This is a genomic window from Candidatus Cloacimonadota bacterium (genome assembly GCA_028706475.1).
Taxonomy (GTDB): domain Bacteria; phylum Cloacimonadota; class Cloacimonadia; order Cloacimonadales; family Cloacimonadaceae; genus UBA5456.
The window spans coordinates 13988-30198 of sequence record JAQWBI010000023.1 but is presented as its reverse complement, the minus strand read 5'-3'; the positions used below and the strand labels follow the sequence as shown (position 1 = coordinate 30198).

12 protein-coding genes and 1 tRNA gene are annotated in these 16211 nt (G+C 44.0%); 1 reads left to right on the top strand and 12 read right to left on the bottom strand.

Annotated elements, in window-relative coordinates; all coding sequences use genetic code 11:
- Positions 1-334 precede the first annotated feature (334 nt).
- The 12 genes from PHF32_05735 to PHF32_05680 form a co-directional block, all read right to left on the bottom strand.
- Positions 335-805 (bottom strand): V-type ATP synthase subunit K, encoded by a 471-nt coding sequence (locus PHF32_05735; protein MDD4560220.1) that lies wholly within the window; start codon positions 803-805, stop codon positions 335-337.
- A gap of 56 nt (positions 806-861) precedes the next feature.
- Entirely contained in the window at positions 862-2658 is a 1797-nt protein-coding gene (locus PHF32_05730; protein MDD4560219.1) for a V-type ATPase 116kDa subunit family protein, read from the bottom strand.
- On the bottom strand, positions 2655-3248 hold the full coding sequence (locus PHF32_05725; GenBank protein ID MDD4560218.1) for a V-type ATP synthase subunit D: 594 nt from the start codon (positions 3246-3248) through the stop codon (positions 2655-2657). Before PHF32_05725 ends, PHF32_05730 begins: the two co-directional genes overlap by 4 nt.
- Positions 3245-4567 carry a V-type ATP synthase subunit B gene (locus PHF32_05720; protein MDD4560217.1) on the bottom strand — a complete coding sequence of 441 codons (1323 nt, stop codon included), beginning with the start codon at positions 4565-4567 and terminating at the stop codon, positions 3245-3247. The genes PHF32_05725 and PHF32_05720 overlap by 4 nt, the downstream gene beginning before the upstream one ends.
- Positions 4567-6321 (bottom strand): V-type ATP synthase subunit A, encoded by a 1755-nt coding sequence (locus PHF32_05715; protein MDD4560216.1) that lies wholly within the window; start codon positions 6319-6321, stop codon positions 4567-4569. Before PHF32_05715 ends, PHF32_05720 begins: the two co-directional genes overlap by 1 nt.
- A gap of 11 nt (positions 6322-6332) precedes the next feature.
- Positions 6333-7217, bottom strand: coding sequence for a DUF2764 family protein (locus PHF32_05710; GenBank protein MDD4560215.1), 885 nt, complete (start codon positions 7215-7217; stop codon positions 6333-6335).
- Between the two features lie 2 nt (positions 7218-7219).
- Positions 7220-7816, bottom strand: a complete 597-nt coding sequence (locus PHF32_05705) for a V-type ATP synthase subunit E (GenBank protein ID MDD4560214.1) — start codon at positions 7814-7816, stop codon at positions 7220-7222.
- A 253-nt stretch (positions 7817-8069) separates the two neighbouring features.
- Positions 8070-9824 carry an ABC transporter ATP-binding protein gene (locus PHF32_05700; GenBank protein MDD4560213.1) on the bottom strand — a complete coding sequence of 585 codons (1755 nt, stop codon included), beginning with the start codon at positions 9822-9824 and terminating at the stop codon, positions 8070-8072.
- Positions 9817-11574: an ABC transporter ATP-binding protein gene (locus PHF32_05695; protein ID MDD4560212.1), complete on the bottom strand. Its 1758-nt coding sequence runs from the start codon at positions 11572-11574 to the stop codon at positions 9817-9819. Before PHF32_05695 ends, PHF32_05700 begins: the two co-directional genes overlap by 8 nt.
- 184 nt (positions 11575-11758) lie before the next feature.
- Positions 11759-11836 (bottom strand) — tRNA-Pro (locus tag PHF32_05690).
- A gap of 43 nt (positions 11837-11879) precedes the next feature.
- The gene (locus PHF32_05685; protein ID MDD4560211.1) at positions 11880-13274 is read right to left on the bottom strand and encodes a DUF4097 family beta strand repeat-containing protein; all 1395 of its coding nucleotides are present in this window, start codon (positions 13272-13274) and stop codon (positions 11880-11882) included.
- A complete protein-coding gene (locus PHF32_05680) occupies positions 13271-13630 on the bottom strand; it encodes a DUF2089 family protein (GenBank protein MDD4560210.1) in 360 nt (119 codons plus the stop codon). Before PHF32_05680 ends, PHF32_05685 begins: the two co-directional genes overlap by 4 nt.
- A gap of 465 nt (positions 13631-14095) precedes the next feature.
- Here PHF32_05680 and PHF32_05675 point away from each other — a divergent pair, with 465 nt between their 5' ends.
- Positions 14096-16057, top strand: a complete 1962-nt coding sequence (locus PHF32_05675; GenBank protein MDD4560209.1) for a tetratricopeptide repeat protein — start codon at positions 14096-14098, stop codon at positions 16055-16057.
- Positions 16058-16211: the final 154 nt, after the last annotated feature.

Sequence of the window (16211 nt, the reverse complement as noted above, 5' to 3'; positions counted from 1 at the left end):
AACTCCACCTCCTTTATCCCATAGGCTGGATTAACCATCGTTCTGTATGACAATAACTTATCCATCGTTCTCCTCTGTACTATCTTCAACGGACTTGCCTGTATACTTAAAAGGGTGACTCTCCAAAAGTGTCTTAAAAGTGCTTCAGAATTGTGATACGCTCCTTCTCCCTGTCTTGAAAGCGTTAATCACTTCTTCATCATCCCTTAATCAAGTCTTAATTATTAACGCTTAATTAAGGCTTGATGAACGCCTGATTAAGACTGTGAAGAGGGGAAGGAGGACACAAAAAAGCGCATCGAGGTGATGCGCTTCATAAGAAGTTCTGTGTTATTTAGGCCAATCCGGGAATAGCACCGGAGATCAAGAAGCATGCAGCGAAGGCAACGATGGCATAGAGTTCCGGAAACACTCCGAGGATGAGTGTTTTGGAAAATACATCATTACCAGAGCCCAAGCTTTCGATGCCATTGGCAACAATCTTTGCTTGTTGGATGGCAGAAATCATTCCCACGAATCCCATGATCAGACCGGCCCCAAAAATGGCGCTGGCTTGAAGCATGTTTATCTGAGGAGTGATGTGACCATTCAGAATGAAGAATGCTCCAAATCCGTAGAGACCCTGTGTGCCGGGCAATGCGGAAAGGATCATACAGTTTGCGAAAATATCATCGCGCTTTTTCATGGCACCAACTGTTGCGCTGCCACCGATAACCGTTCCCATAGCGCTGCCGATACCGGCGAGAGCGACCATCAGGAAGATTCCGATCCAGGCAAGGAAAAAAGCCAAATTTCCGCCCGCCATGGCAGTCACTGTGGTTTGAGCTACTGTGTTTAAGGTATCCGGGTTCATTAAACCTCCTATAAATTTACCTTAGTATTCTTTGAAAATGGTTTATACTCCATGCCGGGTCCTTCGAACGCGGCGTTCTTAAAGAATTCAACGAATGTGAGACGTAATGGATGCACAAAGCCGGAAAGCGCGCCCAACGCCAGGTTTAGGGAGTGGCCACATAGCATGAAGATAATGAATATCGCAGGTCCGACAATCGGAATACCGGACATCTGGGCACCGATGCTATTTACCACGAAACCAAGTATTGCACTGGATACACCAAGTGCGAAGAGGCGGATATAGCTGAGGATATCTCCAAAGAACCCGGTTACAATGTTGTAGAGCAACCAAAGACCGCCTGCAATGTTTACAAGCGGGTTTTTCCCCGGCTTGTTGAAGAGTAGGATCAGAGCCAAACCGACCCAGATGGGGTATTTCAGATATGGCTGAACTGCAGAGATATCCGTTCCCAGCTGTTGAGCGCCATAAACTGCGATTGTCGCAATAAACAGAAAAGTACCAAAATTACTAAGTCCGTGAACAGGGCCGGATTGATGAATCTTCTTGATGGTAGCTATGGATATTCCGAACAGGATCTGGATTACACCCAGCAGTAGAGCGAAATTGAAGATCTGGTCATTGTTCCGGATCAATATCTTTTCTCCGATAGCAGGGATCTCTTTCAGGTCATAGCCCAACATTGAGCCCATCACCCAACCCATTATGATGGAAGATATTCCAAAGAACATCCCCAGTGTCAACATTCCCTTTATGGTATTATCCTTGATCTTTGCTCTTAAGACAAATGTAATGATGATCAGAACTATGCCATAAGCGATATCGGCGTTACAGAAGCCATAGAAAAGCATGAAGAAGGGTGCCATAAAGGGAGTGAGATCAAATTCATTGTATTTGGGCAGCATATACATCTTTGTGATGGGTTCAAAGAGACGATTGAACCAGTTGTTCTTGAGGCTGATCGGCGGGTTATCATCTTCCTTTGGATCTATCTCGAAATGAATAATATCCTGCGTTTTTACAAATTCCTTCATGTCTGCTTCTTTGCTAACCGGAATCCAGCCGCTAATGATGCGCAAATGGTCGTCGGCTTCACTGAGAGCTTGTAGACTGGCATCTTCATAGGCATACTCGTTGCTAATCCGTTGTATCTCTTTTTGGAATACCTCTGTGGCGACTTTCGCTATGGAACTGAAATACTCATCTATGGCGGCAATGCGATTGTCGCAATCATCTTGTTCTTGTTCCAGTTCAAACAAGCTTCTGTTGTGAAACGAGAATCTGTCTGCTTCGAGAGTGGGAGCTTCTCCTAGATGTAATAGTAAGAAATATAGAATCCCGGATCGTTCGCTGATGATGTGGATACAATGTTCCTGTTGCCATTCTGGTTTGAAGTGGTTTTTCAGACATTGATAGAATTCCAGTCGCACACCATTATCCAGTAGCTTTCTAGCCAATTCATATTCGAAGTGTCCCCATGGTTGAAGATCAAAAATCTGCTTACGCAGAACTTCGCGTTTGCGTAGCAAGCTGTCTTTATCCTCACGGGCTTTATTGATTTGATTCAAAAGGGCCTTGGTGGGCAGGTTTGTGGTGGTTTTACTCTCGCTATCCTCAATCTTGGACAGGAACTTCAGAGCTTCGCTGTAATCATCCAGCAAATCCCTGTTTTGAAGAAGGGTTTCAGACTTTTCGTCTGTAGAGCGAATGATGTGTACCATGCCCAGTTCCTGCAGTCTCGAAAGAAAACCAGGATACTCTCTATGATAGAGTACGAAGGTATATTTCTTCATTTTCTCGATCATTTGAGTTCCTCCAGTCTGTCCTTAAGGATTTTCTGCGCTGCCTTACTAAGGTTTTCTTCGTCTTCTAAAAAGCGCTTAATTTTCAGGATTCCTTCTTCAAAAGCTGGAATCTGCACTTTTTCATAGAGATTAACCTTCTGTGTGGTCTTCTTCCTTACTTGTTCCAAGATATGCATCTTGCGGATAAAGAATTCCCGCTCAATCTGAAGACGGGAGAGATCCTTCAATAGCACTATGCCGTCCAGATACCAACTGGGAGCGGTGAACAGATTGAAGTCTTTGATCTCGTAACTGATATCTTCCAGGAGTGGGGTTTTTACTCCAGCGATTTTACGGGTTTTGATCTGGACTTCTTTCACAGAGATCAGATCCGGATCAAACTCGCCCCAGAGTTTCATGAAGACATCCAGTTCCTGCGTACGTTGGCGGATCTTTTCATCCAGTTCAGCAGCTTTATCGCGTGCTTTCTTTACTTCCACCCGCAGGGCCGATTCCTTGTTCTTCAAGGTTGGCAGCGCTTTCTGCCTTACTCCCAGCTGTTTGATGAGTTGTAGCTGAGAGATTTTATTGTATTGAAATTTCAGATTCATGCCTTCTTCCAATAGATACTCATGAATTCGTCTTTAATTCCAATTTCCTGCTTGCTAAAGTATTTCTGGAAGAGAGTCCAGGCCGTATCAAGCATGGTGTCTGTATCGATGTTTACGTCTATTGCCAAAATCTCATTGGAATACTCCTTGGCAAAATCCAACACACGCTCGTCATAATCCGAAAGGTCAAAGCCATTTTCCAGCTTGGTCTTGGCATTTGCCGCATCAGCATAGAGGCGAACAGCAGTGTTCATCACTTGCGGGTGATCGGCTCTCGTCTTTTTGCCTATAACAAGTTGCTTCAAACGAGAGAGAGAGCGGAAGGGATCAACGATGGTTTTGGAAATGTCTGTATCGCGCTTTAGGAAAAGCTGTCCTTCAGTAATATAACCTGTGTTATCCGGGATGGCGTGAGTGATGTCGCCTCCGGAAAGGGTAGTTACTGCGATGATCGTTATCGATCCACCACCCGGGAATTGCACTGCCTTCTCGTAGAGCTTGGCCAGATCACTGTAGAGCGAACCAGGCATGGAGTCCTTTGACGGGATCTGATCCATACGGTTCGACACTATGCTGAGAGCATCGCAGTAGAGGGTCATATCGGTAAGCAACACCAATACTTTCTCATTGTTCTCTGTGGCAAAGTATTCAGCGGCAGTAAGTGCCATATTCGGTACTAAAAGACGCTCAACAGTGGGATCTTCGGTAGTGTTCACAAAGGAGATGATGCGGTCGATTACACCGGCATTTTCAAAGGCGTGTTTATAGAATAGATAATCATCGTTCGAAAGACCCATACCACCAAGGATGATTTTATCGCTTTGAGCACGCAGAGCAACCATCGCCATCACTTCGTTGTAGGGTTGGTCGGGGTCGGCAAAGAAGGGGATTTTTTGTCCGGTAACCAGGGTGTTGTTCAAGTCTATGCCGGCTATACCGGTGGCAATGAGCTCTGAGGGCTGTTTGCGGCGAACTGGGTTCACTGAAGGTCCGCCAATTTCTATCTCTTGACCTTGAACTTCAGGGCCACCATCGATGGGGTCGCCATAAGCGTTGAAGAATCTGCCTGCAAGTTCCGGGCCTACTCTCAGGGAAGGGGCTTTGCCGAAGAATACTACTTCGGCGTCTGTTCCGATACCTTCAGTACCAGCGTAGATCTGTAAGGTTACATTGTCATCTACGATTTTTACGACCTGAGCCAGGCGTCCGGCAACAGTCGCTAGTTCCTCGTTTCCTACTCCCGTGGCATGAACTGAGCAAGTTGCTTTTGTGATCTGGTTTAGCTTGGTGTATATCTTCTGAAATGCTTGTGTTGCCATTATTTTGCGCTCCTTTCATCAACTGCTTTGTGAAGCTCTGCTTCATAACCCTTGAAATTGCTGCTATCAAACTCCACATAGTTCATTTGTTTGCAGATGTTTATTAGCTTCACATAATATGGCATTACTTCTTCGAAGGATTCAAATACGAAATCCTTGGCACAGATATCCAGAATGAGTTCCAACATGTATTTCTGGCGGGGCATGGGAGTGGAAGAATCCACTGCGTCAAATCCATCCTGCTGTAGGATTACTCTGTCTACCATCTCACTCTTCCAGTATTTGTCGTGGTAAGAAAGCGGTACGCCGTCATCGCCCAGAATGTTTATCTGTTCCTGAGCTTCACGACCGCGCAAGAGAAGGTCTTTGGCGTGTAGTACATCTTCTACCCAGGTAGGATGGACATTTTGGTTCAAATACTCCATTACTTCGGGATATTCCAAATACTTACTGTAAGAATCTATGGGGTCCACAGCTGGATAACGTTTGCTGTCTGCACGGGCTTGGGACAGTGCATAGAAACACCGAGCAGCTTTCTTCGTGGATTCTGTAACAGGTTCTTTAAGGTTTCCACCAGCGGGAGACACGGTTCCAATGAAGGTGATCGAACCGGTTTCTCCGCTTTTGAGGTGTACAAAACCAGCTCTGGAATAGAATCCGGAGACTATGGCGGGAAGGTCCATGGGGAAAGCATCCGGGCCAGGAAGCTCTTCCATCCGGTTACTCATTTCACGTAATGCCTGCGCCCAGCGGGAAGTGGAGTCAGCTAAAAGCAGAACTTTCAAGCCCATATTACGATAGTATTCGGCGATGGTCATAGCAGTGTAAACTGAGGCTTCACGAGCCGCAACCGGCATATTTGACGTATTACAGATGATGATGGTGCGCTCCATAAGCTTACGGCCAGTACGAGGATCGTCCAGTTCGGGGAATTCCACAAACATTTCCACTACTTCATTGGCGCGTTCTCCACAGGCGGCAAAGATGATCATATCTGCGTCTGCGTTCTTGGAAATTGAGTGTTGCAGCACGGTTTTGCCCGCGCCGAAAGGACCAGGAATAAAGCCAGTTCCGCCTTCAACCATTGGGTTCAAGGTATCCAGAGTACGGACTCCGGTTTCCATCAATTTGAAAGGACGTGGTTTTTCGACATAGCTTTTGATGGGTATCTTCACCGGCCAACGCTGGATCATGTTCAGATTAATATCATTGCCCTCTTTATCGGTAATGGTGGCGATGGTATCGGTAATCTTGTATGTACCTTTTGCAGCGATCGTCTTGATCTTGTATTCGCTGCTCAGACCGAAAGGAACCATTATCTTGTGGGATATCCAGGTTTCAGGTACACTGCCCAACCAGTCCCCTCCGGATACAGTATCGCCTTGTTTAGCAATGGGAGTAAACTCCCAGGTGCTTTCTTCATCCAGAGGATCAGTGTATTCGCCACGAGTGAGAAAAATGCCTTTCATCTTATTGAGGTCGTTCTGCAATCCATCATAGTTTTTGGAGAGCATTCCGGGGCCTAATTTCACTTCCAGCATGTGCTCAGTGAATTCAACTTCATCTCCGGGACGCAAACCGCGAGTACTCTCAAACACTTGAGTATAAGCGGTATTACCAAGCACTTTAATTACTTCTGCCATCAGTTTCACACCACCCAGATTGATGTAGCAGATCTCGTTTTGGGATACCGGACCTGATACTTCCACCTGTACGAGGTTTTCGATAATCGCTTTCACTATACCTTTGGTCATCGTGATACCTTCTATTTTTGCTTTATTTTTATACTGAAATCTTCAGGGAATTCAAAGCTGTTTTCCAGCTTGTTCAGTGTGTCGTGAAATACTTCTTTGCCCAGTTCAGTGTCTGCTTTCAGCCATCTGTAAATGATGCGAAGCTTACTGTAATAACCCAATAAACGATCCACATTGAAGTAATCGAAGAAGTTCTGCTCGTCGATCCATTTATTGCGCAACACATCATAGCCCCGTTCCCGGTAGAGGATGTTATTTTGTTCCCAAATCCGCTGTAGAGCATCGAAAAGAGGATGCTCTTTGCCTAGACCGAAGTCTGCTGCATGACTATGAGCCAGTTGTTTTACGGTATCGTCATCTCCAATCAGGTATTTGGCATAATCCAGCTCATGATTGCGTCCGTTAATTGCCGCAAGGATGTTTTTGATGTTACGCTCCAGTTCAAACCAATCCCGGATGAAGCGATTGGAGTGATGGGCACAGAAATTGAAGAAGCCGCGTAGCATTGTATGCTCGGCAAGCAGGAAGGAGGGTAGATCTTCAGGCATCAAAAACTCGGAAACAGAATCCAGAACAAATTGCGGTAGGTGCTGATACTCTGATGGCGTCTCCAAATTGTTTCTCTCCAAACGGTGCTTTACAAAAGCGATGAATTCCTGCCAGTATTCATTGGAGTATAGTCCTTCGGAGTCGAAATCATGGTCATGATGGTAGATGGTCTTCAATAGATTTGCGAGATCTTCAGGCAAGTGTAAGATATTTATCAGTTGATAATCTCCTTCGCTTAGTTGAGCCTTCGCTTCATCCCGAAACTGAGCAGGACTATAGGCCAGTTTACTGTCCTCCATCGAGATGGAAGGTAAACCGGCAATAAAGTAGTAATACTGCTTTGCCATAATCAACTATTGAAGAGGATCTTGGCTGTGCGGGGTCTTAAATAACTTTTGAAAAGCTCAGCGAAATCCTGATCGGTAAAACTGAGCTTGTAGCTGCCGTCCTGGGGAGAGATGCAGAAGCCAGCTTTTAATTGAGGAGAAAAGTCAATTTCTATCTTGTTGTCGAAGGCAGTCTTCAAAGAAGCAATAAAGCCTTCATCCAATTTGCCCTTCAAGCTCTCAGCGAGAGTAAGCGAAGCGTCCTTTTTCCAGTCTGAAATGGCTTCGCAGATCACACTCTTTACGAACTCCGGATCTTCAAAACTCTGTTTGCTACCCTTGTCAATGCTGGCTGATAGAACAAGATCAATAATCTTCTGTTTCAGAGAACTGATGGTGTGATTTGCTGCCATCTTTAGATCCCCTTCTGCGTTCTTCTGAAGCTCGGAGGCCTTCTTTTCGGCTTCTGCAATCATGGCTTCAGCTTTATTCTTGGCCTCGGATACCAATTTCTCAGCATCTACTCTGGCTTTATCTAATATCTTTTCTGCTTCGGCATTGGCTTTACCAACGCCTTCTTCATACACTTTGCTCAAAAGATCTTGCAGCTGGTCGTTCATAGCTAATAATCTCCAGTTAATTCACTTTTAAACCTTGATAAGTTTCTTCGTCTTTTTTGTCAATGAGATTTACAAGTACATGGATGATGTCTGAAGTAACAGCATTGTCGTAATCCTCACTGCATAGTTCACCTAGCTGATATCACGGCTGCGAAAGCGCTTGGAAAAATTCGATATAAAAATATTCATTTCTCGGAACAAGAAGGCTGTCTCATTCATCTGGAGCAGCCCTCAAGTTCGGGATTTATGAAAGCTACTTCTTTAAATGTTCGTGCAGGAAATCGTGATAGTCCTTATTTTTGAAGACCAGTTCGTCATGACTGCCTTTGTGAGCGTTTCCTGCAGCGTCTATATACAAAACACTATCAACATAATGTAAGGTTGAAAGTCTGTGAGAGATCACTATGGCACCGGTATTGGGATAATCACTATTGATGGCTTGCCACAGCTTTTCTTCGTTCTCGGCGTCCAACGATGCCGTGATATCATCCAGAATCAGTAATTGTGGCCGCTTGATCAGTGCCCGGGCAATGGTGATGCGTTGTTTCTGCCCACCGGAGACACTCAATCCGCGTTGACCTACTGGGCTTGCATCCCCCAGAGGGAAATGTGCCATTTCATCCTCCAGTTGAGCTGCTTTGAGCGCAATCTGATACTCGCTTTCGCTTGCGTTTTCATTACCCATCAGGATGTTTTCCTTGATACTGCCGCTAAATAGCGATGGCTCTTGCGGAACATAAGCCACTATGTTTCTTAGGGACCGAATGTTTACTTCTTCCAAGTCGATGCCGCTGAAAGATATGGTTCCTGAATCCGGTTTCACCAGGCCCAGAACAAGATTCGCAATAGTGGTCTTGCCACTGCCGGTAGCACCTAGTATCAACATCTTCTCACCGGGTCTCAGTTCGAAAGAAACATTATTTATTATGCTTCGTTCTTTTCCCGGATAGATGCAGTTTACATTATCAAAGCGCAGACCTCTAAAGTCATCAACCTCTTGTCCCAAGTTATCATCTTTATTGAACGTAGGATGGTCTTTCATTTCATCCAGGCGGTCGATATTCACAAAGGCCTGTTTACCGGAGACAAAAAGCTGAGGCAGATCCAGGAGCGGGTAGATCATCATTGAAAGATAAGTATAGAATAGGAAGAAGGTACCTACGGTTATTTCTCCCTTCACTGCCATCCATCCGCCGAACATGATCACCCCGATCTGGGCGAAGTAATCTATATATTGGTAGATCAGAGACAGCACGGCATTCAGTCTTACCACGCTCATTTCGGTATCGAAACGCCTGGCCAAGGCCCCATCAAAGAAGCGGTTGTACTTCTCTTCGCTAACAAATGATTTCACGATACGAATGCCGGAAAAGCTCATTTCCAGCTGATTGTTGATATTGGAAATGGCTCTTTGATTCCGTTCAAAGTTCGTGTATAGTTTCTCGCTGGTAAAGTAGAATACTATAATCATCAAAGGTAACGGAGCTATGGAGAGCAAAGTGAGTTTTACATTGACGCTGAACATTACCACCAGGGAAAACAGAATCATCGAAAACGAGTTCAGAGCACGGAAGATGCCGCTACACAAAAACCAGGAGATCTTGGGATAATCCGAAAGATCATCGGTCAATCTGGTTACGATGTCTCCAGTACGGAACTTTTGGAAGAATCGGAAGTCCTTACGACTGATGAAATCGAAATATAGCATCCTGAGTGCGTGTTCAAAGCGCAAGTTCACCCAAGCTCGAATGCAAGGATAGAATCCGGTGAAGAACTGTGCGACACCGATGGCCAGGAAAAACACCAGAACCTTGTTTACTTCTATCATCGGGGCTGGATATTTATCGGGATTGGCCAGGACATCCCTCAACAAGTCTATCATGCGCTGGAAAGCAATGGGATAGGCAATGGAGACGGCTGAGGAGACCAGAGTAAACACAACCATGATCAACACAAACCAGATCTGCGCTTTGTACTGCTTCAGTATCCATTTGATGTGCTTATTCATCTTTGCCTCCCAACAGCTGCAGTTCCACCAGTCTGCGATAGTCCTCGCTTTCCTGTAGAAGAGTGTGATGGTTCCCGCGGGCAGTAATCCTGCCTTCATTGAAGTACAGGATCTCATCTGCATCCAAAACAGATGTGAGCCTGTGAGCCACGATCACCATGGTTTTGCCCGCAAAGACATGGTTCATAGTGCGTTGGATACGCGCTTCGGTTTGAGGATCTATGGACGCTGTTGCTTCATCCATCACGATGATCTCAGAATTGAACGCCAAAGCACGGGCAAATGATATAAGCTGTTTTTCACCTTGAGAAACGTTTTGCCCACGCTCTGCCAACTCTGTATCCAGACCATTTGGAAGTGCTTTGATAAAGTCATCCAATTGTACCACGGAGATACTTTTTTGCACCACACTTGGATCCACATTATCGTTATAGACACGCACGTTTTCCAGGATCGGTCCGGGGAATAGGTAGATATCCTGAAGGATCAATCCGATCTTTCGGCGCCAGGCCCGGAAATCCAATGTGCGAATGGAAGTTCCATCTACCAGTATACTGCCTTTTTGAACGTGGTAAAACCCGCAAAGCAGGCTGATGGTAGTAGATTTCCCGCTCCCTGATGGACCCACCAATGCAATCTTTTTGCCCTTGGGAATGGTGAAAGATACATCTTTCAGCACCCAATCCTCACCTTCATAAGCAAAACTCACGTTTTCAAAGCGAATTTCACGATCAAAACTGGGTGTTTCTTTTCCAGTAAAGGCTTCATCCTCGGTTTCCAGAGAGGTCAATTCCAATATGCGCTTCAAAGATACAAAACTGCGCTGCATTTGCATCACGTTTTCACTTAGGTGCATCAATGGCCAAACCATACGGTATATGTATTGGATAAAGACGATTAAGGTACCCAAAGTGGCAGTTCCCACTATTATCTTTGGTGCAGAAAGCATAATCACGATCACCACAAAGACTACTTCGAAGATGAACATAAAGAAGCTTTGAGTCCCGTATTCGATGAAACTGGTCTTGATCTCAGTACGTTGCTTGTCCTTGGAGGCCTTTCTGAGATCTTCAATTACGCGTGTTTCCTGGTTCAATGCCTGAATCATCTGCATGCCCTGGACATAATCTGTAATTTTTGCTGAGATGATGGCATATTTCTCACGGATTAACCGGAAGAATCTGGATATATAGCGAAAGAGCAGGGAGTAGGCCACAATGCTGATGGCGATGATGGGCAAAATAATGGATGTGGTCTTCCAATCTCTGTATAACAGCACTACAAAGACTCCCACAAAGAACAGCAGATTGCCCATGATAGTGATGGAAAGATCTGAAAATAGTACTTTCACGCGCTCACTATCACTTTCCACTCTGGCGATTAACTCCCCCACGGGTTGTTTATTGAACCAAGCAACCGGGAGTTTTAGCAGATGACTGAACACATTACCTTTGAACTTTGTAATGATCTTGATTCCGAGGCGGGAAAGCAAAACAATCTGTAAATAAGATAGTAGGCCTGACACCAACACTACGGCGATGAACATGAAGCCGTAACGCAGCATTTCGGATAAATCTTGATTGGGAATACTTTTGTCTATGATCAGCGCAAGAATGAGCGGATCCACCAAACGTAGAGCTGATGAAACCAGCATGGCAAATAGTCCGAAAAACAGAAGTCCCTTGTCCTTCTTGATGAAAGGATATAGCAGTTTTAAATAATAGCTAAATTTTAGCTTTTGTTCCGGCATGGTTTTTTAACCTAATTGTTGCTTACCTATTGGATTGGGGACACAGTACTCAGTTCGAACGGGCTCCTGAATGATCTCATTTCAAATTCATCCAGTCCATTCTGCCATTTTGCTGTGAGATCACAAACGGGTGTGGGGGACTGGTTAATGGTGGGTTCAAAGAACATGTATGCAAAAAACACATTGGTCGGGATGAGAGGATTTGAACCTCCGACTTCTCGGTCCCGAACCGAGCGCGCTAACCGGACTGCGCTACATCCCGACCGTGTTTCGCAACAATTTTCAGGCTTGAGTTGCTGTCAAGGTTATTCTTTGCCGATGGCTTTGAGCAACCGTTCTGCCTCCTCACTGGTGATTTTACCTGCTTCCAGCATATCAAGGATTTTTAACCGACTGCGATTAGCAATTTCTTCAGATTCCCGGAGCTTCTTTTCGGAAGATAGATAGGGCTTGATCAGCGGAGAATTCACAACTTTATTGATGTAGTCCTTCAAGGAATCTGCATTCAAATGTTCATATTTAAAACCATCAAATTCGGCTTTAACATTGCGAAGCCCCTCTTTGATGCCAGCATAGATCTCGGAACTCAGTCTGTCAACTTTGCCGATCAACACACTCCCGGCGTCCTTAAAATCATAATCTTTGACCATATCTTTCATATTATTAATGGCTTGAGTTACTTTGGCCCTGATCTTATCTTCATTGATGGACTGTACTGAATGCAACAGATAATCCATCATGGAATTCAATTTATCCAAGGCTTTATCTAGTTCTTCTTTGTTTTTCACACTCATCAGAGCTTCTTTAATCTGCTCCATCTTTGTCTTAATATAATCCAGATTGATATGCCCATCGCTGGATAGCTTTATCAAGCCATTCTCTGTATTGATGGAAATCATGGTGGGCTCTTCATCGTCAAAGATGTTTTCGATTCTAAGCGTATCATCATCCTTGATTACTTCTGCATCAAGATTGGATTTGAATCTTCCACTCTCGGACTGAGCTGAAAGTTTGAAACTGAAACGAAGGGGCAGTACCAGATGAACGATACCATTCTCGGTAGTGAAATTGAAGTCTCCACCTGTCACTGGTTGAGTTTCATAGTAGATGGGGCCGTTTTCGGTTGATAACTGCACATTCTTGAAGCTGGCCAAGCGCAATTTAATGGGTCCATTTTCGCTTTCCACATGCAAACCATCTCCAGTGATATCTTCAGCTACCACCGAGCCATTTTCCATTTTGGCAAAGATATCCCCATTGAGGTTTTGAAGCTTCAAAGGGCCATTTTCGCTTTTGATGTGGATGCTTCCTTCACAGTGCCTGATGGAAACTGGGGAATTTTCACTAAGGATCTTCAAATTGTTGTTGAGCCCGATGATGCTAAGCGGATAGTTATCCGTTTGGGCAGTTAAGAATACTCCGATAGGGATAGTCAGTTTGAACTGGCTCATCTTGAGATCCCGATTTTTGAAGGGAAGGTCTTCCAAGTCCAAGTTAAAAACATTTTTTTTATAGCTTGAGATCACGTAGTTTTCCAAGTCTAAATCATCTTCTTCACTACATTCACAGCTAATGATGCCTTCCAGACGAATCTGTTCGTCCGTTGATGCTTCGATTATCATGGGTGCGATACTATTGGACAACTTTATTTCGTCCAATGGATCTTGAGACCATTTTTTCTGAATTCTAAATGTCTTCATTGTTCTCTCCTCTTTTGGATCATGCTTACAGCTTCCTCCACATTGATGAATCCTCCTTCCAGATCCGTTAAAATGTCCGTATAATCATTGATGCCACCATCTTCCCGGGTGATGATGCCGATGATCTCGGACAGCCTGTTTTTGACTGTTGGATATGATATACCTAAACGCTTCTGAAGCTCTTTTAAATTCCCTTGTACCAGGAGGAAGAGCTTAATAAACTCCAATTGTGATGCGGTAAATCCTTCTAGCCAGTTGCGACTGAAGTCTCCCTCGAAGCTTACTTTACAAGACGGACAGTGATACTCACGGATTACTAACTCTTTATGACATATGGGACAATTAGCTAGATTCATTGTGTTCTCCTTTATATGTGTGTATCAGATCAGATATCTCAGAATCTGTCAAGGAAATACTTTAATAATCTTTATCTATACCTTAATAAAACTTAGTAATCAAGGACAAGAGCTTTAAATCTATGAAGGGTGAAGTGATAATAGTTAAGTCCCTCAGGGCTTTGACTGGTGCTGAAGCTGATATTATCGTGTTATCATCGAGTGACCATTGCTTTGTTACAGCTTGATATCACGATCACCACAGCTTGAACAGGAGGGAAAGTAACGGGTACAATATGCTTGGGAAGAAGTTGATATCATTCATATCCATAAGCAGTTTTTATTTTCTGAAATACTGTGTACTTGTAGGCATAATATGACAATGATCATCTAGTTACTACAGAAACAATGTAAAGCTATAATTGAATAAAAAAGAGGTTGACTAAATTTAGGAGAAACTTATTCTGAACCAAAGGGTAAAAACATATGAAGAAAGATCTTACTGAAGAAAAAGCAAAACATATATTCGGACTACTGAATGAGCTTACCAAAGCTGAGCGGAGCAGATCGGTCGAGATCATCCACGAAGTGGAAGAGTACTTGGAAGAAACAGATTTCGAGTCCAAAGAGGTTGTGAAAATCAATACCTTGATTGGTTTGGCGCGCTATCATATAAACGGTAGGGATGCAAATGCTGCAGAAGATGTTTTACAAAGAGCACTGCAAATTGCCGAAGAAATAAACGATCCAGATGAAATCTTTCATGTTCAGTCCACTCTTGCCATCACATATTCCATGCGGGGTGATCATTTGAAAGCCATAAATATATGGGAAGATATGCTTACACAAGTGGACAAGGATAGCACAAGTTGGATTTCTCTCACAAACAACCTTGTCGTGGCCTATGGTTTTACCAAGCAGTTTATCAGAGCTGTGGACTTATGTTTTGAACTTTTGGAGGAAATGGAACGCAGAAATGTAGATCCTGATGATATGGTCCCCGCGTATATTAATCTGGGAAATGCATATGGTCCGCTCAGAAGTTTCGATAAATCCCTAAAAGCTTACCAAAAAGCTCTAGAGCTTGCAATCGAGACGAAAAATTTGCCCTATCAAAGCTATGTGTACGGCAATATGGCACGTGTACATGCAGATCTAGAGGATTATGAGCAATCATACGATTGTGCTATGAAAGCTCTGGAGATCAGCAGGAATTACTATGGAGAGTCGCATATTGCGGATACATTGAGTACTGTCGCTTCCGCCTGTGTGAAGTTGGGTCGTTTTGACGAGGCAAAGCAGCATCTGGATGAAGCATTGTCAATTATCGATGCAGAGACTGATGTAATGGGCTATACCAATATTCTGGTCATCATGAGTACCTTAATGATGAAACAGGGGCAATATGAGGAAGCAATAAAGCCTCTGAATGAAGCCGAGATGCTAAGCAAAGACTCCGATGTATTGCAGATCAAAGTAACCATCCGTAAGCTCTTTAATGAATACTATGTAGCCAAGGAGGATTTTAAGAATGCCAACAAAGCCATGAATGAACTTTTGGACTTGCAGGAAGAACAGTATAAAGATATTTCCGAACGCATGATTTCAAAACAAGAAGCGGAGTACTTGCGCCGGAAAATCGAGGAGCAAAAAGAATCTTATCGCCACAAGAATGAAGAATTGGAAAAATCCAATAAGTTAATCAAAAAGCAATCTAGGCAGTTAGTAAAGAGCAACCGGGAATTGGAAGCATCGCTGTCGATGTTGAACCGTTTGATATCCATACTGTCCCACGATGTGAGAGGCCCGGCTGCAAATAGCGCTGCGGCATTGGACCTGATTTTGGACGGCAGCATCGGCAAAGATGCCGTAAACGATCTGATAAGCCATGTTAAAGACAATCTGGACGCTGTTACGGATTTGCTGGCGGAGATGATGCTGTGGATAGAATCCCGTAGTTTTAGAAAAGATGTGGATAGGCTTATGCAAAACGTAGCAGTAAAATCCTTATTGGAGCAAGTAGTTAAGTTCTCAAGGGGACAAGTCCACCAAAAGCAAATTCAAGTGAATCTGCAGTGTGAGCCGGATACTATAAAGTCTTACACCGAACCGAATATCCTCAAAATCGTATTGCGTAACATCCTGAGTAATGCGATTAAGTATAGCCATCAGGGCGGGACTATCGATATTACTTGTGAACAGCAACCGAAGTATGTGGAACTATGTATCAGAGATAACGGTATTGGTATGTCTAAAAAAGAGGTGGCTTCCTTGCTGAAAGAGAAGTCGAAGCCCAGGGAAGGAACCAATCAGGAGATGGGTATGGGAATGGGTTTACGCTTGTGCCTGGGTTATCTCAAGATTCTGGGAGTGGATTATGAAATCAACAGTGAGGAGCAGAAAGGCACGGAATTTGTTCTGTACTTGCAGAAAGCCAAGAAGACTTGATCAGGATGGCAGCTATAACGGTTCTTAAATTTTCTATTGAAGGTGAGTGGCGTGTGATGCTGGGGCACAATAATTGCACAGTATGAACATAAATTATACAAAATAGCAAAAAATACATTGACTCGTATTCAGACTCAAAAAATGGTGTATCATG